This is a genomic window from Flagellimonas spongiicola, assembly GCF_023502425.1.
Taxonomy (GTDB): Bacteria; Bacteroidota; Bacteroidia; order Flavobacteriales; family Flavobacteriaceae; genus Flagellimonas; species Flagellimonas spongiicola.
This window is the reverse complement of record NZ_JAMFMA010000001.1, coordinates 808,368-831,215: the sequence shown is the minus strand read 5'-3', so window position 1 is coordinate 831,215 and position 22,848 is coordinate 808,368. Positions and strand designations below refer to the sequence as shown.

The window sequence follows — 22,848 nt, the reverse complement described above, 5'->3', positions numbered from 1 at the left end:
CAAAAGTTCAAAAGACAAAGTAAACTTATGGGTTGCACTTTTGAACTGGGCCTAGTGTTGAATGATGCCGTTCAAGCGGAAAAACTATTGGACGAAGGCGTGGCTGAAATTCAAAGAATTGAGGGGCTATTGTCTGAATTCAAAGAAGATTCCGCAATTGGTAAAATCAATGCAAACGCAGGGATTGAAGAAATTGAAGTCAACTCTGAGGTGATAGAATTGTTGAAGCGCGCTATTCAAATATCTCATTTAGCCAAAGGATATTTTGATATTACAATGGGACCGTTAAAGCAATTGTATCGATTCAAAAACAAGGCTTTTGAACTACCAAAAGAATCGGATATCAAACCTATGCTTGAAATGGTTGGATTTCAGAATTTACAGTTGAATGAAGACCAGCATACTGCATATTTAAGAAAAAAGGGAATGCGTATTAGTTTAGCGGCCATTGGCAAAGGATATGCCGCGGATAAGGTGCGTGATAAATGGCGCTCTGCTGGAATTCAAAATGGTTATATCGACGCCAGTGGGGATTTAACGGCTTTTGGACAGGATGAAAATTGTAATGATTGGCGCATTGGCATAGCCAATCCGGATAATAGAAAGCAAAGTTTGTTTTATATCCCGCTAAACAATGCTGCTGTTGCTACATCTGGTGATTATGAACAACACTTTGTTCACAAGGGTAAACGTTATTCCCATACGGTAAATCCAAAAACCGGATTGCCTGTTACGGGAATCAAAAGTGTATCCATATTTTCACCCAGCGCTGAATTGTCCGATGCACTCGCTACAGCAGTATATACCATGGGAATGCCAAAAGGCGTTACTTTTTTGAACCAATTGCCACAAACACACGGCATTTTTATAGACGATGAAAACAAAGTAACCTTCACCAAACAATTACAATATGAAGCGATACCTGTATAGATTCATTTTATTGGGAAGTGTGCTAATCTGTATGGAATCCTGTTCCACAACATTAAAACCATACGAGCGACAATACATAAACGACCCAGAAATGTTAATGGCAGGCTCTAGTGCAGTCAAGTTCCATCAATATGTTTGCGCAATTCGGGAGGGTGCAGTGGTTGCAGAGGGCAAAAAAGGCAGTGGAGGCTGCGGTTGCAATTAAATGAACAAACGCACCGTACTTGTAGGTAGTCTTGCTTTCTCATTTCTCGTAGCAAAAGCACAGGAACGGGAAAAATCTGAATTCAAACTTAAAGAAACCGAAGTAGAGTTACTCTATAACCACTATTTACAAAGCGGGGATAATTCTGCAGTAACCGGAGGTGAAGGAACAGAGCGATTAACCGTATATGGTCCATCGTTCAATATGAATAAAACCGTTGGCAAGAACAGTTACCATTTTCAATTGGGTGCAGATATCATTTCCTCGGCTTCAACAGATAATATTGACAATATCCAATCTTCCGCTTCAAGATTGGATGCACGGAGCTATTCCGCATTAACATATTCTAGGTATTTAGAAAAAAGCAAAACCACCGTAACCATTGGTTTGAGTGGTTCAATTGAATCGGATTATGCTTCCTTTGGCAAGTTTTTGGGTTGGAGCAAAACGTCTAAAAACGATATGCGAACCTATTCCGCAGAACTTCAGGTTTTCAATGATGATTTACGCTGGGGTAGACTGGATGACGGTTTTCTTTCCGAGCCCCAATTCTTGATCTATCCTGTAGAGCTTAGGTTTCAAGAATGGTACGATGACTACAAACGGGATTCGTATAATTTAAGTCTGGGATTTACACAAGTTGTGGATCAACGCAACACCATTGGTATATTTTCGGTGCTGAGCTTACAACGCGGTTTATTGGCAACGCCGTTTCATCGCATCTTTTTTAATGACGATACCCGCGGAGTTGAGCATTTACCTGATGAACGCCAAAAACTTGCTGTATCACTGCGCTGGAATACATTTACCAAAGGTGGTATCATTTTCAAGAATTCAATTCGGGGCTATACGGATGATTTTGGCATATTAGGACTTACATTGGATAACGAAACCGCGATTAAACTAGGACCCAAGTGGACTATATTGCCAAGTGCTAGGTTTTATACACAAAAAGGTTCACGATTTTTCGCTCCAAAAGGAGAACACGACCCTGGCGAATCCTATTATACCTCGGACTACGATTTGTCCACCATAAACACATGGACCTTCGGCCTAGGTTGGAAACATTGGCCCGCTAATCGGAAAAATCGAGGACTTCATAATTTTTCATTTCGCTATTTCTACTATTCGAGATCTAACGGCTTACGCGCGCATACCATCTCCACTTCTTTTAATTTTCTAAAAAAACGCAGGGTAAAAAGAAAGAATAAAAAGTAAATCATTGCTTGCCAAGCGACTAAATGGTCTTATTCAACCATTTATACTCACTAAACGACAACACACACAACTATCTGATTTACTTATATTTAGATTGGGTATATTGTGCCACTTTGAAATTAACAACAACGCGAACCTTATGAAAACCAAACTCGGCATTGCAGTCATTGCATTGGGATTGATTGTGCTGGTACATCACTTTGCCAATAATCCTGAAGCCAATACGCAAGAAATTCGACAGAGCGCTTCATTTAATTTTATTAAATGCACACCCACAACCTATTTATTGGAAGTAGTGGATTCCACACAGCAAATCTCACCGCTTTTTGAAAATTTAGGAGATTTAACTTATCCCATTACCACGGCTAATAAACGCGCCCAAACTTTTTTTAATCAAGGCTTAAAATTAACGTATGCCTTTAACCATGCTGAGGCACATCGTTCTTTCATGGAAGCCTCCCGCTTAGATCCAGGTGCGGCAATGACGTATTGGGGTCAGGCTTATGCTTTAGGACCAAATATCAATGACCCGTTACCTCCAGATGAGCGCAAAATCAAAACCAATGAGGCACTTGCAAAGGCGGTCAAACTTTCTGCAAATGCTTCGGCCAAGGAAAAAGCATTGATTAATGCCTTGACAGCAAGGTACAGCGAAGACCTAACAAAAGATGTGGCCGAATTGAATATGGCGTACATGAATGCCATGGCCAAGGTGCTTAAAGAATTCCCGGATGACGCTGAGGTCCAAGTGCTATATGCAGCTTCCGTAATGAATACTGTTCCTTGGAATTACTGGGACGATGAAGGAAATCCTTCCCCTAACATCCCTGCTGCCAAATTGGCCTTGGAAAAGGCAATGGAAATCAATCCCAACAATCCAGGAGCACATCATTATTATATCCACATGGTGGAACTTCCACAACCTGATTTAGGTGTAGCAAGTGCGGATAAATTAGGAGGTCTGATGCCAGCTGCAGGGCATATAGTGCATATGCCATCACATATTTACATACGGGTAGGTCGTTATTTGGATGCAGTTACGGCAAACCAAGCTGCGATTTTGGCCGATGAGGATTACATTTCACAATGTTATTCCCAAGGATTGTATCCTTTAGGATACTATCCGCATAATATTCATTTTTTATGGTCTGCGGCTAGCTTGTTAGGTGATAGTGAAATCGCTATTGATGCGGCTAAAAAAACCGCCGAAAAAGTACCTGTTGGTGAATTCATCACCATGCCATTTTTACAAGATTTCGCCTCAACTCCAATGTTGTCCTATATCCGGTTTGGGAAATGGAATGAAATTTTGACCATCCCTGCTGCAAATAAGGATATCAAACATTTGAATTTGATTCGCCATTATGCCCGTGGAATGGCGTTTGTTCGAAAAGGAAATGCAAAAGAAGCCCAAGAAGAATTGAATGCTATTGAGGCCTTGAAAAACGATCCAGCAATAGAGGAATTGATTGCAACAGCACATAATCCTTCCGTAAACATCGCCAAAATTGCCTATGAGGTGGTTGCGGGTGAACTTGCCGCCTTGAACGGTGATACTGCAAAAGCAATAATGCACTTGGAAAAAGCTGTTGAATATGAGGACCAACTAACGTACACTGAACCAGCTGCCTGGCATGTACCAACACGACAAAATTTGGGCGCAGTCCTTATGAATGCCAACAAGTACGAAGCAGCTGAAAAAGTGTTTCGAGAAGATTTGGATGTACTACGTCAAAATGGATGGTCATTGATAGGCCTTCATAATAGCCTAAAAGCGCAAGGTAAAATAGATGAAGCAGCAAAAATCAAAACAGAATTCGATAAGGCATGGGAACATGCAGATATTAAAATCAATACCTCAATTTTATAACCAAAATGAAGTCTCCAAAATGGGGTAGTCTCTACAAATTGTCCATGGTCGTCTTGACCATGGGTATTTTGGTTTTTCTAGTAATTAACCTACCTAACAAGAATGAATTGCCTGTTTTAGGCCCTCAGGATTTCAGCCCAGAGCTAGTGGATGCCCAACTGGAATATAGTAAAAGTGAACATTTGGTCTCTGATTTTAAGCTAATCAACCAAAACGGTAAAACGATAACCCAGGACACCTATGCGAACAAAATTTATGTTACGGATTTCTTTTTTACACGTTGCCCGAGTATCTGTCCAATAATGAGCAATCATATGGAGGAATTACAGAAAACCTTTAGAAACAATGATGATGTGATGTTCCTCTCCATGTCAGTTACCCCAGAATTGGATAGCGTTCCCATCCTCAAAAAATATGCGGAAAGACATAGTGCAATAGACTCAAAATGGAATATCACCACAGGGGACAAATCCCATATTTACAATCTGGCCCGGAAAAGTTACTTTGCCGTTGTTGATTATGGTGATGGTGGTTTACAGGATTTTATCCACACCCCTAATTTTGTTTTGGTCGATCAGCAAAAGCAAATCCGTGGTGTATACAACGGGACTGCAACCGAGGACATCGAACTGTTAAAAAAGGATATAGTTTCCCTGCTTCAATAGTACTTATTCCACCCCACAGTCTGCCCTACCCCTTGTATCAATGAGGTAGATGATTTTCCAATCCCCATCAAAATTCACCAATTGGAAGGAGTTGATGCCACAATGACTGAATTCTTCATTTAACCAAAACTCATATCCTACCCAAGCGTTGGCCATGGTGCGGTCAACCTGAATCGAAAATGAGGTAAGTTTCTCCTGAAACTTAATACTATCCGGAATACTGGTAATGGACTGGATGAATTTTGGAAATTCTTCATTTCTAAACCTAGTCTTCCCTTCCTTATCTCTTCCTGTAGTTTGAAGTACCACATGATCCGCCACTGTTGTATTAATAATGGTGGAATCCTGCTTGTGAAAACCATCAAAGAAGGTTTCAATTACTTTTTTCACAGCTGCCTTATCTTGCTCATAACCATCAGCGTTTGGACCTTGGGCGGAAAGGTGGGCAAATGCAAGTACTGAAAGTGAAAGTGTTAGAAATTTTTTCATTTGTATCGTTTTTTGATTTCGGGTCAATTTAATCAAATCTGCTTACATTTAACCACTAAAACCAAACGGATGTCAGTTGCAAAAAAAGAATACAAAAGGGTTACGGTGCGGTCATTGGTGGAAATGAAGCAGTCAGGTGAGAAAATATCCATGCTTACTTCCTATGACTTTTCCATGGCAAAAATTGTGGATGCTGCAAATGTGGATGTCATATTAGTAGGGGATTCAGCAAGTAATGTAATTGCTGGTCACGAAACTACTTTACCCATAACCTTAGATCAAATGATATATCACGCTAGCTCAGTGGTACGTGCAGCTAAGCGTGCATTAGTGGTTGTGGATATTCCCTTTGGAAGCTACCAGGGTGACTCAAAGGAGGCATTGCGTTCGGCTATCAGAATCATGAAAGAAAGTGGCGCTCATGCAGTTAAGGTTGAAGGAGGTGCAGAGATTCAAGTTTCCATAAGTAGAATTCTTGAGGCTGGCATTCCTGTTATGGGTCACTTGGGTCTTACACCACAATCCATCTATAAATTTGGAACTTATACCGTGAGGGCCAAGGAGGAGGAGGAAGCCAAAAAGCTCATGGAAGACGCCAAACTTTTAGAGGAAACCGGCTGTTTTGCCATTGTTTTGGAGAAAATACCTGCCAAGCTTGCGGCAGAAGTAGCCAAAAGTGTTTCAATTCCAATAATCGGTATTGGTGCAGGTGGTGGTGTAGACGGTCAAGTTCTGGTTGTGCATGATCTTTTAGGTATGACCCATGAATTCAATCCACGCTTTTTACGAAGATATATGAACCTTTATGAAGATATGAGTAAAGCCATATCCCAATATGTTGATGATGTAAAAAGTAAGGACTTTCCAAATGAGGAAGAGCAATACTAAGTCGCACTTACACTAGATTTCCGTTCTGTTGGCTGAAAAATCGAATCCATCCAATCTTTTGGTCTTATACGAAGACAATCACATAATAGTGGTCAATAAAAGAGTTGGTGACATTGTTCAAGGGGATAAAACGGGGGATACACCACTGAGCGATGTGGTCAAGGCCTATCTCAAAATCAAGTACGATAAACCAGGAAACGTTTTTTTAGGTGTAGTCCATCGTTTGGACAGACCAACCTCAGGAATCGTGCTATTTGCCAAAACATCCAAGGCTTTACCTAGGTTGAATAAATTATTTGCAGAAGGCAAAACCAAAAAAACCTATTGGACCATAGTTAAAAATGAACCGCCCAGTGATTCAGAAGAATTGACACATTGGTTGGTACGGAATCCGAAGCAGAACAAATCTTACGCATATGATTCTGAAGTGGCCAATAGTAAAAAGGCAATACTTAAATACCGTGTACTTAAAAAATTGGATTCGCATTTTTTACTGGAGATTGATTTGAAAACTGGTAGGCATCATCAAATCCGCTCGCAATTGGCCGCGAAAGGATGTGTAATAAAAGGGGATTTAAAGTACGGAGCTGCGAGAAGCAATAAAAATGGTGGAATTCATTTACATGCAAGAAAACTACAGTTGGAACATCCCGTAAAAAAAGAATCCTTGGAAATTATAGCTCCTTTGCCAAAAGACAACCTTTGGGATGCCTGTTAGCGGCTTATGGCCAAGGCTTTCTCTCTTATGATTTGGCCGACAGGTTTGTTTTCCAAATGACTTTCCAACCATGAAAGTATATCAAGGTAGAGAAATGCACGTTTTTCATAAGGGTGATTCTCATACTTTTTAAGTTCATTGTACAATTTTTGGAATTCCCCTTTTAGATCGCTTGGGTAAATTTCACCCAGGCTTCTCAAAAACTTTATCATTTCTTTCTGAACCGCATGTAAATCGTTCATTTTCAGCAAGAATTTATACGTACTCTTAAGTTGAACTTCAAGATGATAATCCATGCCCGCTTCATAATGCGCCACTAGGCTTAACACGCGCGCAAAACACATAAGATCCTCGCGCATTTTAAGGTTTTTGTTGGTAATGATTTTTTTAAGGTACACGATACAATTCTTATGGTCTCCAGTACCAAAATAAAGGCATGCAATTTTGTAATAGAGGAGCATAATGTGATGTTCGTCTATACGCGAACGATGCTTTTTAATACCGTACTCCACAATATTGACCAAGTACAAGCCTTTTTCAAAAGTACCTTCTAAAAAATGCAGGTTCAGTTTGTTCGAATTAATGTAGAGAAAGGCGAGCGAAGTAATGTTGTCATTGCTTGGAAATCCTGAACTATTGACTTGATTTTCAAGTCGCTCCAGCGTTTCACGAAACTGTGAAGCATACTTTACAAAGAATAAAGCTTCCAGCAAATAGTGATTTCCTTTTAAGAAAAATACAGGATTCAAGGAAATCATTTCCTTATGCTCGTAGAACATATCCACCCACTTACTGGCATATTTATAGGACGAAAGAAAATCTTGAGTAAGTAAACTGTACCACAAATGTGCCTTATACAACCAAAGTTTTTCACGGAATCCGAGTTTTTCCAGGACGTAATTGGGTAACTGCGCTTCAAAATAGCTCCTGACTTCTTGAAGATCCTCGTCGTTTCTAACATACCCTACCTTCAACATCATACTATACAGTTGCAACGAGAGATTGGATAATTTACTGGTCATTACATTGTCCTCGGACAGTTCTTTTGCCTGGACTGCCAATTCATCGGCCCGATGGGGGATACTTCTTGTAATGTATTGGGTCTCAATTATTTTCTCAAGCTCGACAATTTCGTAGGCCACATTTTTTTCCTCGTTTTCAATAGCCATATTTTTGGCCTTATCCAAAATCTTCAAGCTTTGCTTATAAAGACCTTTTTGATACAGAATAGTTGCAAAGTCCAATTGCTCTCGAATCTGAACGCGTATGTTCTGATTCACAGGATTCAATCTTAAGCTAACAAGAATTTGTTTGTAGAGGTGCGCTTTTAAATTTGAGAGCTGCGCTTTTTTGACAATTCCACTGTCTAAAATCTGCTTTTCATCATAACTACGCATCTTGTCCAAAAGATTGAAAAGCGCCAAAAATTTAGCGTCCGTGTTTACACCTAATCTACCCACATACAACTTAAATTGACGCTTTTCAGATTTAGAAAGCGATTCAATCAGTACAAAGAGTGCATCCTTATGGGTATTTGTCATCGTAAAAAATATACTTTAAACTATTGTATTACAGTTATTTAAACTACTTGAAATACAATTTAACATTGTAATGGATTTAAGCGAATTATCGATCTTGCCAAGCACTGGGCTATCTTCGTATATATTAGAATAAACCGGCTTAAATAATGGGTAAAGATAAGGTACAAATATTTGACACAACGCTTAGGGATGGGGAACAAGTCCCAGGCTGTAAATTGGACACCAAACAAAAGTTGGTCATTGCTGAACGCTTAGATGAACTTGGTGTTGATATCATTGAAGCTGGATTTCCAATTTCAAGTCCAGGGGATTTCAACTCCGTAAATCAAATAGCCCAGTTGGTAAAAAATGCAACAGTTTGTGGACTTACCAGGGCGGTAAAAAAAGACATTGAAGTTGCTGCTGATGCCATCAAAATTGCAAAAAGGCCACGAATCCATACCGGTATCGGTACTTCCGATTCACATATTAAATTCAAGTTCAATTCTACAAGAGATAAAATCATTGAACGTGCGGTTGATGCTGTAGTTTATGCAAAAAGTTTTGTTGAGGATGTAGAATTTTATGCTGAAGATGCGGGAAGAACAGATAATGAATATTTGGCACAAGTCTGTGAAGCTGTAATCAAGGCCGGGGCAACCGTTTTGAATATTCCAGATACTACTGGATACTGCTTGCCAGAAGAATACGGTGCCAAAATGAAATATCTCAAAGAAAACGTAAAGGGCATTGATAAAGCCATTTTATCTTGTCATTGCCACAATGATTTGGGATTGGCAACGGCAAACTCCATAGCTGGTGTTATGAACGGAGCCCGACAAATTGAATGCACCATAAACGGAATTGGTGAACGTGCAGGAAACACGTCCTTGGAAGAAGTTGTGATGATTTTGAGACAGCATCCTTATCTGAACTTGGATACGGATATCAATAGCCAATTACTGTTATCCACAAGTCAAATGGTGTCTGAAAAAATGGGAATGCCTGTACAGCCGAATAAAGCAATTGTTGGTTCTAATGCATTTGCGCACAGCTCTGGCATACACCAAGATGGTGTAATCAAACAGCGAGAGACTTACGAAATCATGGACCCTAAGGACGTTGGTGTAAGCGAGTCTTCTATTGTGTTGACAGCGCGTAGCGGTAGAGCTGCATTGGCATATCGTGCCAAAAATGTAGGTTATGAGCTTACAAAAATCCAATTGGATGCTGTTTATGACAATTTCTTGAAATACGCCGATCGTAAAAAAGAAATCATGGACAACGATATTCATGAAATTATTGAAACCAGCGGGGTTTCCATTCAAAGTATGGCTTAAATTTTATGGTTAGGTCCCTAAATACCATTACATGAACTTGAATATTGCATTGTTGCCTGGAGATGGTATTGGGCCTGAAGTTCTAGCCCAAGCCGTGAAGTGTCTTGAAGCTGTAGAAGAAACATTCAATCATCAATTTAATTTTAGGGAGGCTGCTGTTGGCGCAATTGCAATTGAGCGCAAAGGCAAACCATTACCAAATACAACTTTGAGCCTGTGTCAAGATGCGGATGCGGTGCTTTTCGGTGCAATCGGTGACCCAAAATACGATAACAATCCTGATTCCGCAGTTCGTCCTGAACAGGGGTTGTTGGAACTGCGCAAAGCGTTGGGACTATTCAGCAACATTAGGCCTGTAAAAGTTTTTCCTGCGCTTATCCATAATTCGCCATTAAAAAAGGAAATTGTTGAAGGTACAGATTTCACCATTTATAGAGAATTGACCGGTGGCATCTATTTTGGAGAGAAAAAGTTGAATACTGAAGGAACGGTAGCTTCCGACCTTTGCGAATATTCGGAAAAAGAAATTAGTCGAATTGCGCATTTAGCTTTTAAAGCGGCAAAGAACAGAAGCAACAAATTAACCTTAGTGGATAAAGCCAACGTACTTGAATCATCCAGACTTTGGCGCAAAGTAGTCACTAAAATTGGTGAGAGCTATCCTGATGTAACCTTGGATTATATGTTCGTGGATAACGCAGCTATGCAAATCATACTGAATCCTTCCCAATTTGATGTTGTTTTGACCAGTAATATGTTTGGCGATATCATATCAGATGAAGGAAGTGTTATTGGAGGCTCTATTGGACTCTTGCCTTCTGCTTCAATTGGTGAGGAAAGTGCATTGTTTGAACCTATCCATGGTTCGTATCCGCAGGCAAAAGGTATGGACATTGCTAACCCGGTGGCCTCCATTTTATCAGCTGCAATGTTGTTGGAACACTTTGGTTTGTTTGAAGAGGCCATGTCCGTAAGAGAAGCTGTGGACAAATCCCTACGAAAGAAAATCGTAACCCCGGATATTGATTCCAAAAGTCAATATGGCACCAATCAAGTGGGAGATTTCATTGCCGAAAACATTGTGGATAATGGAGATGACTTCAATATGAACGATGAAAACATCGATTTAGGCAAATCTACCATCATCTAAGCGCCACTTCCTCTTCTTTTTCTGAAGTCAGTCCTCTAATTGTACTGTCAAATTCTTTTTTGAAAACCTCATATTTTTCACCAGTAGCCGGCCCATTAAATCCAGTATGGATTTTCTTTACGTCCCCTTCCCTATCAATATAGATAGTAGTTGGATAGGACAACACATGATTCAACATTGGTAGTTTCTCATTAGCTTTTTGTTTGCTCGAAGTGCCATATTGTGCCAATAACACTGGATAAGGAACCCCTACCCTTTCCTTTAATCGGGAAATGCCTTCCCAAGCCTTTTCCTTGGTTTTAGCATATTCAAAAGCTAAAGCCATGAACTGCACGTCCAAATCGGGATTTTTTTCTAGGTAATCCACATAAAACCGAGTTTCATCCAAACAATTCGGGCACCAAGTACCCATAATTTGTACTAAGACGGGTTTATTTTGAAACTGCTCATCAGTTAAACTAACCAGCTGGCCATTTTCGTTTTCAAAACTAAAATTGAATCTATCGAAGCCTTCGTTTAAATAGGTCAAAGAATTGGAATCCGGGAGTTCAAAGTCAGCATTCCGTTTTGCGGTAAAGGATTCCACTGAATGATTACCTGAATAAAAGGTACCCTCCATGATACTATCTGTTACTTCAGCCGTGAACAAAAACACATGAGCCCCATCAAATGCCGAAAGTTTAAGTGTGTTGCCATTTACAGCTCCTTCCAAAAATCGATAATCACCCGTATTGGTCCTATACGTACCTGTGACCCTACTTCCTTGCTGTTCAAATATTCCTTTTGCTGGATATTGATCATCCATTCCATCTTTAAAATTGGTTTCCCAAATTCCGGAAACATTCACAGCGGCCTCCTCAGTCAGTTCAAAACGATCTCTTTTCCCGAATGTAGCATGAAAAGGAACAATACGATTCAGGCTCTCTTTAATAAAGCTTCCTTGCATACTATTTTCATCATAGGTGCCAGAGATGTACCCCTCAAAAATGGGCATTTGGATTCTAAGGTCACCGTTATCCATAACTATTTCATCCACAACAACTTCCTCATTCGCATTAAACATCGTCATGATGTATTCGCCTTCCGAATCCTTGGAAATCGTAAAATTAAACGGCAGTGTTTCGGAATCTGAGACGTCCATAGCACCCCACCAATCCCCTACTTTTAAAGGCTTCACGCTCTTTTGACACGAAATGAGAAGTACAAATCCTAAGAGGAATATTGTTTTACTGAATTGCATACCTGAACTTATTTGTATCAAATATCGCAATTCCCTTCAATAACTTACACTCTAGGCAATAAATCCTCGCTTAAATTCCATTGAATGTCTACACCTATTGTTTTATCTTTGTCCACTTTAAATTTGGGGTATGAAGATTTCTTACAACTGGTTAAAGCAGTTCTTGCAGATAGATTGGGCGGCGGAGAAAACCGGTGAGTTGTTAACAGATTTGGGTCTGGAAGTAGAAGGTATTTCTAATTTCGAGTCTGTTAAGGGAGGTTTAAATGGTGTTGTTGTTGGCCATGTACTCAGTTGCGAAAAGCATCCGAATGCCGACCGTTTAAAGGTTACTACCGTTGACATAGGTGCAGAAGCCCCTGTTCAAATCGTTTGCGGTGCCCCAAATGTAGAAAAAGGACAAAAGGTTCCTGTTGCCACAATCGGTACTACGCTGTATACCAATGAAGGTGAGTCTTGGCAAATAAAGAAAGGAAAAATCAGAGGTGAGGAGAGTCACGGGATGATCTGTGCAGAAGACGAACTGGGATTAGGTGAAAGTCATGTTGGAATAATGGTTCTAGGCGAAACCTTGGTGCCCGGAACTCCATGTGCAGAAGTGTTTGAAATCGAAAAAGACAAAGTCTTCGAAATTGGATTGACACCGAATAGAGCTGATGCCATGAGCCATTTTGGTGTAGCTAGGGATTTGAAAGCTGGATTGGAACAGCAAGAAATCCAAAAAGAACTATTGACACCATCGACAAGTAACTTTTTAATTGATAATCGTTCCCTTAAAATTGACGTGGAAGTTGAAAATAGCCAGCTTGCACCAAGATATTGTGGAGTCACCATTTCCAACCTAATCGTTCAGGAATCTCCAGACTGGTTGAAGAATAGATTAAAAGCCATTGGATTGTCACCCATCAATAATGTGGTGGATGTTACCAACTATGTACTTCATGAGCTAGGGCAACCCTTGCACGCGTTTGATGCGGCTAAAATCAAAGGTGGAAAAATTGAAGTAAAAACACTTCCGGCAGGAACGAAATTTGTAACGCTGGACGATGTGGAGCGTGAATTGCATGAAGATGACCTAATGATATGCGATGCTGAGCATCCCATGTGTATTGCTGGTGTTTTTGGGGGAATTAAATCTGGTGTGACAGAACATACCTCTTCCATTTTCCTTGAAAGTGCCTATTTCAATCCTGTGTCCATTCGTAAATCTGCGAAGAGACATGGCCTGAACACGGATGCCTCTTTCCGTTTTGAACGTGGGATTGATATAAATATGACTGAATACGCACTCCGAAGAGCTGCTTTGTTGATTAAAGAAATTGCTGGAGGCGACATTAGTTCTGAAGTCGTAGATCTCTATCCTAAAAAAGCACAGGAACGGCAGGTGTTCTTGACATTTGACAAAATCAATTCATTGATAGGTCAAGAAATCCCAAGAGATACCATCAAATCCATTCTGACTTCCTTAGAGATAAAGGTAAACAACGTAACTGAATCCGGTCTTGGCCTTACCATTCCAAACTACCGTGTTGATGTAGAACGCGAAGTGGATGTTATTGAAGAGATCCTGCGTGTTTATGGCTATAACAACATTGATCATAAGGAAAAATTAACGGCATCCATTGCGCAAACTTCCAAGTATGAAAATCATAGAATCCAGGACATTGCAGCCAACACATTTGCCGCTCAAGGATTTTATGAAATCATGACAAATAGCTTGGTTGCCTCCAATACCCTGGAATTAAACAATTCCGAAGCCGCTGCGGTAGGAATGTTAAACCCGCTAAGTGCAGACCTCTCTGTATTAAGGACCAGTATGTTGTTTTCTGGCTTACAGACTATCTCATACAATTTAAACCGACAAAAAAGCAATTTAAAGCTTTTTGAATTTGGAAAAACGTATCATAAAGCAGATGCGGGGAACAAAGAGCATCAACATCTAGCCCTATATATTACCGGTGACAGAAAATCAAGTAGCTGGACGTCCAGTACGGAAAAAACGGATTTCTTTTATTTGAAAGGGATGATTCAATCCGTGTTTGCGCGGCTAGGTATTAATGATATCCAATTGGAACCCTCAACAAATGGAATGTTTTCCGAAGGGCTTGGTGCCAGTGTTAACGGAAAGCACATTGGGGATTTTGGAGTGGTAGCAAATACATTGACCAAAGAGTTTGATATCAAACAAACAGTTTTTTATGCAGATTTGGATTGGGATGCAGTTTTAAGTTTGATCAACCGAAAAAACAAGGTATTTAAGGATATTCCCAAATATCCCGAGGTTACCCGTGATTTGGCTTTGTTATTGGATGAAGGCATTTCGTTCCAACAGGTCTATGATTTAGCTTGGGGAACTGAACGGAAATTACTTAGAAATGTAAATCTGTTTGATGTTTATTTAGGAAAGAACCTTCCGCAAGGCAAAAAGTCGTACGCAGTTAGTTTCACCTTATTGGATGAGAATAAAACGCTGACGGATAAGCAGATTGACAAAATCATGTCAAAACTTACCTCAAGATTTCAAAAAGAATTGGGAGCTGAACTAAGGTAAGGAACCCCATAATTGTGTTGGCACAATTACACTATCAATTTCATGGATTACGCGATTACCTTCGCTAACATCCGCAGTGGTGATACGAGCTTTGTTGCCAACTGGATCTGTCAATACGATATCATATCCGTCCAATTGTGCTACAAGTTTCTTGCCCTGAATGGTGGTAAAACTGGCTTGCCCATTACCCTTACACATAGCTCGTAAAATTCTTGAAGCTGTCAAGTGTCCCGCCACAATATGATAACCCAGCAAGGTTTTAAGCCCACTCTTATCTTCGGAGTTCAAAAGTTCTTGGATCTTCCCATCTGAAAAGCGCTCAAAAGCAGCATCTGAAGGAGCAAAAACTGTAAATGGTCCTGCATCTTCCATCATAACATCCATTTCTGTTGCCTTTACTGCAGCCAACAATATACTATGTTGATTGGATGGTATTTGCTCAACCTCTAAATCTTGGGAAACGTACTCAATTTCTTGTGCAAAGGACAAAGCCGAAAAGGCAAGGCATAAGCCAAGTAGGATTTTGGTTAAGAGGGCTTTCATATTGGTTCAGTAATCTTTGGGAGCTCATAAAACAAGCAAGATATACTTGTTTGTACGTTCAAATGCCAAAAACATCGATAAGATACATTATTTTGATTGATTCACATTCAAAATATCGACATCAAAATCGATTTAACATAATGTTAACATTTGATTTTTGCGCAATTTTATCAGCGCCATTTTCCAATTGGTTAACTTTGAGATAAATACGCTATGAAACATGATAAAAATACCAGATACCAACATTGAACTCCAGCTTCAAAAAACTCGTGACGCTAAGTTTAACGATGCATCTTTTCGCAAAACATTACGCACTTCCTTGAGTCATCTGAACATTGCACATTCTTCCGAGGAAACACATCCAAATTCAGAAGTTACGTTGGCTAAAAATCAATTTGATTTTGACCAATTGGAAACATCGCGCATCTACCATATTGAGCAAATTAAAAAGGTGTGTGTGGACTACAGACTTAGGTTCTTGGATTTGAAGTACTTTAAAGGCGAGTTACCACTATCTGCCAATTCCGCCATTGAAGATTTGCAAAATAGACATCAAACTGAACTAGATGGCCTTAAAATTATGGCGCCCTCCAAATTGTTCAAATTAAAGGATAAGGATGATCCGCTTCTTTTTGTTCCCATGGGGAACCACTATTATTGTTTGGTTCATAAATGGGGCAATGATCTGCATCCTTTGCGTAAGTTACTGGTCTGGCCATTCAAGAATATGGTAAACTTGGTGTTATTTGCGCTATTGATCAGTTACTTCGTCACCTTACTGGTGCCTAGCGGGCTATTTTCCAAAACTAACAGTACCGCCGAATTCTGGATTATCTATTTCTTTATGTTCAAATGGATTGCAGCCGTATTCATTTTCTACGGCTTCGCCCTAGGCAAGAATTTTAATCCTGCCATATGGAATAGTAAGTACTTTAACGCTTGACCTTAAACTTAAACCGTTTCCAAGGCATACATTTTTTCACGCTGCTCTTTGATGTTCTTATCCGACATATAATCATCAAAACTCAAGTAGCGGTCAATTGTACCCTTAGGAGTCAACTCAATGATTCGTGTAGCAACGGTATGTACAAATTCATGATCGTGTGTGGTCAACAATACCGTACCCTTAAAATTCTTCAGTGAGTTGTTGAATGCCGTAATACTTTCCAAATCCAAGTGATTCGTTGGCTCATCCAACATTACCACATTGGCTCTAAGCATCATCATACGACTCAACATACAACGAACTTTTTCACCACCAGAAAGCACGGTACACTTTTTAAGTGCTTCTTCCCCACTAAACAACATTTTACCAAGGAAGCCACGTATGTATACCTCTTCGCGTTCTTCTTCGGTTTTAGCCCACTGCCGTAACCAATCCACAAGATTAATGTCCTCGTTAAAGAAAGAAGCATTATCAGCAGGAAGGTACGATTGATTGGTAGTGACGCCCCATTGATATGAACCAGTATCCGCTTTGGTGACACCATTTATGATATCGTAAAATGCAGTTGTAGCCCTAGAGTCTTTTGAAATAATGGCCACTTTATCTCCTTTAGCCAAATTAATATTGACATCCTTGAACAGCAAATCGCCATCCTCAGAAGTAGCAGATAGCTTTTCAATATTCAAAATTTGATCACCTGCTTCGCGTTCACGATCAAAAATGATAGCTGGATATCTCCGGCTTGAAGGTTTAATATCCTCAATTTTAAGCTTGTCCAACATCTTTTTACGGGAAGTAGCCTGTTTACTTTTGGCAACATTGGCACTAAACCGCTGAATGAATTCTTGTAACTCCTTTGCCTTTTCTTCTGCTTTTTTGTTCTGTTGGGCGCGCTGTCTTGCCGCCAGCTGACTACTTTGGTACCAAAACGTATAATTCCCGGAGAACAAATTGATTTTGCCAAAATCTATATCAGCAATGCTCGTACATACTGCGTCCAAAAAGTGACGGTCGTGAGATACCACGATCACCGTATTATCGTAGTTGGCCAAGAAGTTTTCCAACCAGTTGATGGTTTCATAATCCAAGTCATTGGTAGGCTCATCCATGATCAATACATCTGGATTACCAAAGAGGGCTTGCGCCAACAACACCCGTACCTTAAGTTTCGAATCCATTTCGGCCATGGTGGAGTAATGCAATTCTTCCGTAATACCAAGGTTTGACAATAGGGCTGCAGCATCACTATCTGCATTCCAACCATTCATTTCCTCAAATTGCACCTGTAGCTCCCCTATCTTTTCCGCATTCTCATCTGTGTAATCTGCATAAAGGGCATCAATTTCCTTTTTTATTTTGAACAGTGGTTTATTCCCCATGACAACAGACTCCAATACGGGATACTCATCATACGCATTATGGTTTTGTTCCAAAATGGACATCCTTTTGCCAGGCTCAAGATGCACACTTCCAGATGTTGCATCAATTTGACCTGACAATATCTTAAGGAAGGTGGATTTTCCCGCTCCATTGGCACCAATAATTCCATAACAATTCCCATGGGCAAAGGTCACATTGACCTCATCAAACAACACCCTTTTACCAAATTGTACCGATAGATTTGAAACTGATAACATGTACTGATTAATTTAGGCTGCAAAAGTAGCTAAAAGCGACTCTGAAATCCAATTTAAATCGATAATAATAAACTACGCTAATTCAAGCTTTTACAACATTTAACTAGCCGTTAACAAGCTATGCTTGGCGCTATTCTTAATTTTGGTAGTCGAACAAGATTGTTCCCAGTTGTATGATTAGAATTTTACTCAGCCTCTCTCTCTTATCGATAATAGCGTGTACGGGCACCCCTGGTGAATGTCCCACGGTTTTTTTTGGTGGTGAGATTGTGAATCCAACAAGCGAATTTGTAGTGCTTTACCGGAATGATTCTTATATCGATTCCGTTAAATTGGATGAAGGCAATCGATTCTCATTTAAATTACAAGGCATTGAAGAAGGACTCTATCATTTTGACCACAGTCCGGAATTGCAATATCTATATCTTCAGGAAGGCGATAGCATTCTAATTCGATTGAATACCGTTGAGTTTGATGAATCCTTGGTGTTTACCGGTCAGGGTAGTGAAATCAACAATTTTTTGATTGAGATGTTCCTCACACATGAAGAAGAGGAACAAGAAATCTATAGCTACTATCATTTAGCTCCCGATGAATTCCATGCCAAGTTGGATTCGCTTCAAGCAATTAAAACAACACAGTTGAATAATTTCTTGGCGGAAAATGAACTTTCTGAAAAAGCGATAAACTTGGTCAAGGCTTCTGTAAATTTCCAAAGTTTCAAACACAGGGAGACCTATCCATTTTATTACAAGAAGAAATCGGGATTAAGCACTTTCCCAGATTTACCGGAAGATTTTTATGCGTATCGTGAAACAATAGATTTTAATGATAGTGAATTAGCATACTTCAGACCGTATTTTGATTATGTAAAGTATCATTTTGGAAACATATCCTATATGGCCTGTATGAACGGATGTGGTGATATGGAAGAAACCAAGGAGGAAGTAGGTAGATTGCATTACAATAAACACAAGCTCTTTTTGGTGGATAGTTTGGTGCAGGATGACCAATTGAGAAATCTACTGTTCCGTAACATAGCCATGGACTATTTGCTAAAGGAACATTCGGCCAGTGAAGAATGTCAAATCTTTTTGAAAAAATTCCAAAAGTTATCCTCAGACGAGGACCATAAGGAAGAAATAGCGGATTTGTATGAAGGTATCCAAAACCTCCAACCCCGTAGTGCACTGCCCAATCTTGTTGTGACCAATATGGATAATGAACCGGTCAACCTCAAGGATATCAGCAAAGAAAAGCAAACCGTGTTCTATTTCTGGACCGGAAGTCAAAGAAGGCATTTAAAGAATGTTGCTAAACATGTGGCCAAATTGCAGGAAAAACATCCAGAATATCGATTTGTGGGTATCAACGTCAAGACAAGTTACACACAATGGCAAAACCTATTGGCTGAATACAATTTAAATCCTGAAAACCAATTTTACGGAGCAGATTTTGAAGAAATCCAAACTTCCCTAATCTTGGATGACCTCTACAAATGTGTCATAGCTAAGGACACCTTGGTGGTAGATGCCTTCGCTAGTTTGTATTATTCCTTTTAAGTCATAAAAAAAGCCCCGAAAATCAGGGCTTGTATCATTTAGCTTTTTGTTGATTTAGGAATTACCCTTGCGGTAATCTGCTAAGAATTTCTCCAATCCAATATCCGTAAGTGGATGTTTCAACAATCCGGTAATGGAGGATAAGGGTCCTGTCATTACATCTGCTCCAATCTTAGCACAATCAATAACATGCATTGTGTGTCTGATGGATGCAGCTAGAATCTGCGTTTCAAAAGCATAGTTATCATAGATTTGGCGAATCTCAGCTATCAGGTTCAAACCATCTGTTGAAATATCATCCAAACGGCCCAAAAATGGAGAAACGTAGGTAGCTCCTGCTTTTGCAGCCAATAAAGCCTGACCCGCAGAAAAAACCAAGGTGCAATTGGTTTTTATACCATTATCTGAAAAATACTTCAGTGCTTTTACACCGTCTTTGATCATTGGAACTTTAACCACGATTTGGTCATGAAGTTTTGCCAACTCCTCCCCTTCTTTTACCATGGCCTCAAACTCCGTTGAAACAACTTCCGCAGAAACGTCTCCATCCACAATATTGCAGATGTCCACGTAGTGTTGTAAAATATTCTTGGTTCCAGTAATACCTTCTTTGGCCATTAGGGAAGGGTTTGTGGTAACCCCATCCAACACACCTAATTGCTGTGCTTCCGCAATTTGGTCCAAGTTGGCCGTGTCTATAAAAAATTTCATCCTTGTAAAGCTGTTTTAAGTTGTAAACAAATTCCTTGCGAATTTACAACATAAACGAGGCTTCACTTCAAAATTGGAATAAAATAAATGTTAGGAAGGTATTAATCCACAACTTGAATTGTGAATTGACGTATCGCCGAATCGGAGCATGTAGGGCTGCCATCATATCCATAATAATCATAGGATTCCACAAACAGTTCTACAGTGAACCTATAGTTACCTCGCTCTTCTGGTCTTCCAAAAAATTCAACAGACCTTCTTCGTATATCAACAGACAAGCCAGGTGGAATATCCCCATAAACTTCAAAGTCGTAATAATAATCGTTGTCGTTGACCTCATTGCTTATCTCAGCGGTCACCTCGTCAAAGTAACGTTCGCCAACAAATCCAATTTCCAATGGTCTATCATGAATTTCTGGATTGATGTTGAAAACGCACTCGTAAATCTCGTCGCAGCCTTGAAAAAGTAAACTTGATGCTGCCAATAAAATGATGATTGTAATGTTCTTTGGTTTCATGATTCACCTAAAATCAAAAAACATGCCATGAAGTTTAGAGCTTGTAATGATTGAGCAAAAGTTTCTCGTAAAGTCGTGCAGGAAGTAACCGTTTTAAAACCAGCGAAAGCCTTTGCGTGAATTCCCCCACTGGGTAATTTACTTTCGGTTTTTTGCTTTGGATAATCTTAAGTACTTTTTTTGCAACCAACAAAGGGTCACCACCGGCATCCACATGTTCATCCATTAAATCCAAACTTTTCTGATAGTCAGCTTCGTATGCGGAACCTTTGATGACAGGTGCGTGATATCTGCCAGCAGCGATATTGGTTGCAAAATCGCCCGGAGCCAGATTGGTAATCGAAATCCCAAACTTCCTGGTCTCCATTCGTAAGGATTCGGTAACAATGTTCAATGCACCCTTGGTAGCCGAATAATACCCTCTAAACGGCAAGCCCATATATCCAGCAATAGATGTGGTATTTATGATCAGACCACCGCCTTGTTTTCGCATTTGTGGCAAAACCGCCTTCATCATATGTATAGGACCGTTGAAATTGGTATCAAAAACACTTAGGATCTCCTCATGAGGGGTTTCCTCTATGGGACCGGTGATACCAACACCAGCATTGTTGATAAGGACATCCAGTCGTCCTTCTTTTTCAATAACCAGTTGTACGGCTTTATTCACGATTTCTGGAAGCTTAACATCCAATTCTATCAACTCGAAGGCATCAAAATCAGGATATTTTGAAGTATTACGGGTGGTACCATAAACTGTAAAACCATTTGCGGTCAAATATTGGCCTACGGATTTTCCAATTCCAGATGAACCACCGGTAATCAATACCACTTTTTTATCCATTATTTGCACTTTTAAATTGATTGGAAAGATACATGATCAGGAGAATTTTGGGTACAAAAAAAGGCAAGCTACCTACATCGCACCGCTACGACCGCATACCCTTGCTGCGTTCCCGCCCTGGGGGATTTTGCAGGAGCTGGTCGTGTAGGACTTGCCAAATGCAAATATACGACCATTTTAAATTTGCCACAATCCTATTTCATTCTTAATTTCGGAATCCAAGTCTATTTTCATGAAACAAACAATTCAAGATATGTTCAAACTGGCGTCCTTCCTAGGCTTTTTGCTATTTTTTCTAGGTTGTGGTGAAAACGACCCCACTAAACTTTTTGCTATCCAGTTGGAAGGAAAAGGAAACAAATTCCAACAAGGTCAAGAAGTAGGCGTGGCAATCAAAAACAAAAAGGAAATTGAACTTTCAGACGTCCAATATAGTATTGATGGTGCGCAACTCTCAGAAAGCAATGGCAAAATAACGTTGAACTCCAGCACTTTGGGCAACAAAACCCTCGTCGCCAAAATAAACTATGGGGAAGAATCGGTTCAAATTGAAAAGGATTTCAGGTTATTGGCAAAAGCCGCTCCAGAAATCTATACCTATGAGATTGTAAACACCTATCCGCATGACACCAATGCATATACCCAAGGTTTGGAATTCAATGAAGGTACCTTATATGAAAGCACAGGGAAACGGGGTTCATCCGTTGTGCGAAAAGTAAATTTTGAGACAGGCGAGATACTTGAAAACATTGAAATGGACCCCAATGTTTTTGGAGAAGGCATAACCCTAATGAACGACCAATTGTACCATTTGACTTGGCAAAAGGGAATTGGTTATGTGTACGACGCAAACACCTTGGAGAAAAAGAAGGATTTTGTCTACGGAAAAAGCAAGGAAGGTTGGGGATTGTGCAACGATGGCAAGAAAATCTTCAAGAGCGATGGAACCGAACGCATCTGGTTTTTAGATCCCGATACCCTCGAGGAATTTGGCTATATTGAAACGGTTACCAACAAGTCTATTTTCAATAAAGCCAACGAACTGGAATATGTAAATGGCAAGATTTACGCCAATGTCTATCAAAAGGAAAGCATGATGATTATCGATGCTACGTCCGGTGCCATTGAGGGCGTAATCAATTTTGGTGGGCTCAAAGGAAAAATAAAAAAGGGTGCCAATTGGGATGAAAGTAATTCTGTGCTCAATGGCGTTGCCTATCACCCGGAGCATAAAACATTTTTTGTCACGGGTAAAAACTGGGACAAGCTCTTCGAGGTGAAAATCCTAAGAAAGTAGTAATGC

At 39.9% G+C, this 22,848-nt stretch carries 21 protein-coding genes and 1 other RNA gene; 13 read left to right on the top strand and 9 right to left on the bottom strand.

Features of this window, described 5'->3' with window-relative positions; translation table 11 throughout:
* Positions 1-27 precede the first annotated feature (27 nt).
* From M3P19_RS03970 to M3P19_RS03950, 5 genes are all read left to right on the top strand, one after another.
* Positions 28-930 (top strand): FAD:protein FMN transferase, encoded by a 903-nt coding sequence (locus M3P19_RS03970; RefSeq protein WP_249656325.1) that lies wholly within the window; start codon positions 28-30, stop codon positions 928-930.
* A complete protein-coding gene (locus M3P19_RS03965) occupies positions 911-1,135 on the top strand; it encodes a DUF4266 domain-containing protein (RefSeq protein WP_249656324.1) in 225 nt (74 codons plus the stop codon). The genes M3P19_RS03970 and M3P19_RS03965 overlap by 20 nt, the downstream gene beginning before the upstream one ends.
* A complete protein-coding gene (locus tag M3P19_RS03960; protein ID WP_249656323.1) occupies positions 1,136-2,353 on the top strand; it encodes a DUF3570 domain-containing protein in 1,218 nt (405 codons plus the stop codon). It begins immediately after the preceding gene.
* Between the two features lie 139 nt (positions 2,354-2,492).
* Complete coding sequence (locus M3P19_RS03955; protein ID WP_249656322.1) at positions 2,493-4,223, top strand: tetratricopeptide repeat protein; 1,731 nt, start codon at positions 2,493-2,495, stop codon at positions 4,221-4,223.
* Between the two features lie 5 nt (positions 4,224-4,228).
* The gene (locus M3P19_RS03950) at positions 4,229-4,888 is read left to right on the top strand and encodes an SCO family protein (protein ID WP_249656321.1); all 660 of its coding nucleotides are present in this window, start codon (positions 4,229-4,231) and stop codon (positions 4,886-4,888) included.
* A 3-nt stretch (positions 4,889-4,891) separates the two neighbouring features.
* Here M3P19_RS03950 and M3P19_RS03945 read toward each other — a convergent pair whose 3' ends face one another.
* On the bottom strand, positions 4,892-5,377 hold the full coding sequence (locus tag M3P19_RS03945) for a nuclear transport factor 2 family protein (protein ID WP_249656320.1): 486 nt from the start codon (positions 5,375-5,377) through the stop codon (positions 4,892-4,894).
* Positions 5,378-5,446: 69 nt separating this feature from the next.
* On the opposite strand from M3P19_RS03945, the gene panB reads away from it, so the two are divergent.
* Both panB and M3P19_RS03935 read left to right on the top strand, forming a co-directional pair.
* Positions 5,447-6,265: a 3-methyl-2-oxobutanoate hydroxymethyltransferase gene (gene panB / locus M3P19_RS03940; RefSeq protein ID WP_249656319.1), complete on the top strand. Its 819-nt coding sequence runs from the start codon at positions 5,447-5,449 to the stop codon at positions 6,263-6,265.
* A gap of 28 nt (positions 6,266-6,293) precedes the next feature.
* Complete coding sequence (locus M3P19_RS03935) at positions 6,294-6,983, top strand: RluA family pseudouridine synthase (RefSeq protein WP_249656318.1); 690 nt, start codon at positions 6,294-6,296, stop codon at positions 6,981-6,983.
* On the opposite strand, the gene M3P19_RS03930 is transcribed toward M3P19_RS03935, so the two are convergent.
* Positions 6,980-8,524, bottom strand: a complete 1,545-nt coding sequence (locus tag M3P19_RS03930) for a hypothetical protein (RefSeq protein WP_249656317.1) — start codon at positions 8,522-8,524, stop codon at positions 6,980-6,982. The two genes, M3P19_RS03935 and M3P19_RS03930, sit on opposite strands and share 4 nt — an antisense overlap.
* Positions 8,525-8,670: 146 nt before the next feature.
* Here M3P19_RS03930 and M3P19_RS03925 point away from each other — a divergent pair, with 146 nt between their 5' ends.
* Complete coding sequence (locus tag M3P19_RS03925) at positions 8,671-9,843, top strand: 2-isopropylmalate synthase (RefSeq protein WP_249656316.1); 1,173 nt, start codon at positions 8,671-8,673, stop codon at positions 9,841-9,843.
* 31 nt (positions 9,844-9,874) lie between these two features.
* The gene (gene leuB / locus M3P19_RS03920; protein WP_249656314.1) at positions 9,875-10,993 is read left to right on the top strand and encodes a 3-isopropylmalate dehydrogenase; all 1,119 of its coding nucleotides are present in this window, start codon (positions 9,875-9,877) and stop codon (positions 10,991-10,993) included.
* Here leuB and M3P19_RS03915 read toward each other — a convergent pair.
* The gene (locus tag M3P19_RS03915) at positions 10,986-12,233 is read right to left on the bottom strand and encodes a peroxiredoxin family protein (RefSeq protein WP_249656313.1); all 1,248 of its coding nucleotides are present in this window, start codon (positions 12,231-12,233) and stop codon (positions 10,986-10,988) included. The two genes, leuB and M3P19_RS03915, sit on opposite strands and share 8 nt — an antisense overlap.
* 130 nt (positions 12,234-12,363) lie before the next feature.
* On the opposite strand from M3P19_RS03915, the gene pheT reads away from it, so the two are divergent.
* Positions 12,364-14,784, top strand: coding sequence for a phenylalanine--tRNA ligase subunit beta (gene pheT, locus M3P19_RS03910; RefSeq protein WP_249656312.1), 2,421 nt, complete (start codon positions 12,364-12,366; stop codon positions 14,782-14,784).
* On the opposite strand, the gene M3P19_RS03905 is transcribed toward pheT, so the two are convergent.
* Positions 14,776-15,327, bottom strand: a complete 552-nt coding sequence (locus M3P19_RS03905) for a fasciclin domain-containing protein (protein ID WP_249656311.1) — start codon at positions 15,325-15,327, stop codon at positions 14,776-14,778. The two genes, pheT and M3P19_RS03905, sit on opposite strands and share 9 nt — an antisense overlap.
* Positions 15,328-15,547: 220 nt before the next feature.
* Between M3P19_RS03905 and M3P19_RS03900 the strand changes: the two genes are divergently transcribed.
* Positions 15,548-16,270 carry a hypothetical protein gene (locus M3P19_RS03900; RefSeq protein WP_249656310.1) on the top strand — a complete coding sequence of 241 codons (723 nt, stop codon included), beginning with the start codon at positions 15,548-15,550 and terminating at the stop codon, positions 16,268-16,270.
* 8 nt (positions 16,271-16,278) lie between these two features.
* On the opposite strand, the gene M3P19_RS03895 is transcribed toward M3P19_RS03900, so the two are convergent.
* Positions 16,279-17,910 carry an ABC-F family ATP-binding cassette domain-containing protein gene (locus tag M3P19_RS03895; protein ID WP_249656309.1) on the bottom strand — a complete coding sequence of 544 codons (1,632 nt, stop codon included), beginning with the start codon at positions 17,908-17,910 and terminating at the stop codon, positions 16,279-16,281.
* A 173-nt stretch (positions 17,911-18,083) separates the two neighbouring features.
* On the opposite strand from M3P19_RS03895, the gene M3P19_RS03890 reads away from it, so the two are divergent.
* Positions 18,084-19,472 (top strand): TlpA family protein disulfide reductase, encoded by a 1,389-nt coding sequence (locus M3P19_RS03890; RefSeq protein ID WP_249656308.1) that lies wholly within the window; start codon positions 18,084-18,086, stop codon positions 19,470-19,472.
* A gap of 54 nt (positions 19,473-19,526) precedes the next feature.
* Here M3P19_RS03890 and fsa read toward each other — a convergent pair whose 3' ends face one another.
* From fsa to ffs, 4 genes are all read right to left on the bottom strand, one after another.
* Entirely contained in the window at positions 19,527-20,183 is a 657-nt protein-coding gene (fsa, locus tag M3P19_RS03885) for a fructose-6-phosphate aldolase (RefSeq protein ID WP_249656307.1), read from the bottom strand.
* A 101-nt stretch (positions 20,184-20,284) separates the two neighbouring features.
* Positions 20,285-20,701, bottom strand: coding sequence for a hypothetical protein (locus M3P19_RS03880; RefSeq protein WP_249656306.1), 417 nt, complete (start codon positions 20,699-20,701; stop codon positions 20,285-20,287).
* A gap of 34 nt (positions 20,702-20,735) precedes the next feature.
* Positions 20,736-21,545 carry an SDR family oxidoreductase gene (locus tag M3P19_RS03875; protein WP_249656305.1) on the bottom strand — a complete coding sequence of 270 codons (810 nt, stop codon included), beginning with the start codon at positions 21,543-21,545 and terminating at the stop codon, positions 20,736-20,738.
* 58 nt (positions 21,546-21,603) lie between these two features.
* Positions 21,604-21,702: signal recognition particle sRNA small type (ffs, locus tag M3P19_RS03870), an RNA gene on the bottom strand.
* A 75-nt stretch (positions 21,703-21,777) separates the two neighbouring features.
* Here ffs and M3P19_RS03865 point away from each other — a divergent pair.
* Positions 21,778-22,842 (top strand): glutaminyl-peptide cyclotransferase, encoded by a 1,065-nt coding sequence (locus M3P19_RS03865; RefSeq protein ID WP_249656304.1) that lies wholly within the window; start codon positions 21,778-21,780, stop codon positions 22,840-22,842.
* Positions 22,843-22,848 lie beyond the last annotated feature (6 nt).

What these genes read in the sequence shown, in the direction of transcription:
- M3P19_RS03875 (WP_249656305.1), bottom strand. Translation starts at nt 21,545, where the DNA reads ATGGATAAAAAAGTGGTATTGATTACCGGTGGTTCATCTGGAATTGGA.
- pheT (WP_249656312.1), top strand. Translation starts at nt 12,364, where the DNA reads ATGAAGATTTCTTACAACTGGTTAAAGCAGTTCTTGCAGATAGATTGG.
- M3P19_RS03865 (WP_249656304.1), top strand. Translation starts at nt 21,778, where the DNA reads ATGAAACAAACAATTCAAGATATGTTCAAACTGGCGTCCTTCCTAGGC.
- M3P19_RS03895 (WP_249656309.1), bottom strand. Translation starts at nt 17,910, where the DNA reads ATGTTATCAGTTTCAAATCTATCGGTACAATTTGGTAAAAGGGTGTTG.
- M3P19_RS03900 (WP_249656310.1), top strand. Translation starts at nt 15,548, where the DNA reads ATGATAAAAATACCAGATACCAACATTGAACTCCAGCTTCAAAAAACT.
- M3P19_RS03970 (WP_249656325.1), top strand. Translation starts at nt 28, where the DNA reads ATGGGTTGCACTTTTGAACTGGGCCTAGTGTTGAATGATGCCGTTCAA.
- panB (WP_249656319.1), top strand. Translation starts at nt 5,447, where the DNA reads ATGTCAGTTGCAAAAAAAGAATACAAAAGGGTTACGGTGCGGTCATTG.
- M3P19_RS03950 (WP_249656321.1), top strand. Translation starts at nt 4,229, where the DNA reads ATGAAGTCTCCAAAATGGGGTAGTCTCTACAAATTGTCCATGGTCGTC.
- M3P19_RS03955 (WP_249656322.1), top strand. Translation starts at nt 2,493, where the DNA reads ATGAAAACCAAACTCGGCATTGCAGTCATTGCATTGGGATTGATTGTG.
- fsa (WP_249656307.1), bottom strand. Translation starts at nt 20,183, where the DNA reads ATGAAATTTTTTATAGACACGGCCAACTTGGACCAAATTGCGGAAGCA.
- M3P19_RS03960 (WP_249656323.1), top strand. Translation starts at nt 1,136, where the DNA reads ATGAACAAACGCACCGTACTTGTAGGTAGTCTTGCTTTCTCATTTCTC.
- M3P19_RS03890 (WP_249656308.1), top strand. Translation starts at nt 18,084, where the DNA reads ATGATTAGAATTTTACTCAGCCTCTCTCTCTTATCGATAATAGCGTGT.
- M3P19_RS03880 (WP_249656306.1), bottom strand. Translation starts at nt 20,701, where the DNA reads ATGAAACCAAAGAACATTACAATCATCATTTTATTGGCAGCATCAAGT.
- M3P19_RS03965 (WP_249656324.1), top strand. Translation starts at nt 911, where the DNA reads ATGAAGCGATACCTGTATAGATTCATTTTATTGGGAAGTGTGCTAATC.
- M3P19_RS03925 (WP_249656316.1), top strand. Translation starts at nt 8,671, where the DNA reads ATGGGTAAAGATAAGGTACAAATATTTGACACAACGCTTAGGGATGGG.
- M3P19_RS03915 (WP_249656313.1), bottom strand. Translation starts at nt 12,233, where the DNA reads ATGCAATTCAGTAAAACAATATTCCTCTTAGGATTTGTACTTCTCATT.
- M3P19_RS03905 (WP_249656311.1), bottom strand. Translation starts at nt 15,327, where the DNA reads ATGAAAGCCCTCTTAACCAAAATCCTACTTGGCTTATGCCTTGCCTTT.
- M3P19_RS03930 (WP_249656317.1), bottom strand. Translation starts at nt 8,524, where the DNA reads ATGACAAATACCCATAAGGATGCACTCTTTGTACTGATTGAATCGCTT.
- M3P19_RS03945 (WP_249656320.1), bottom strand. Translation starts at nt 5,377, where the DNA reads ATGAAAAAATTTCTAACACTTTCACTTTCAGTACTTGCATTTGCCCAC.
- leuB (WP_249656314.1), top strand. Translation starts at nt 9,875, where the DNA reads ATGAACTTGAATATTGCATTGTTGCCTGGAGATGGTATTGGGCCTGAA.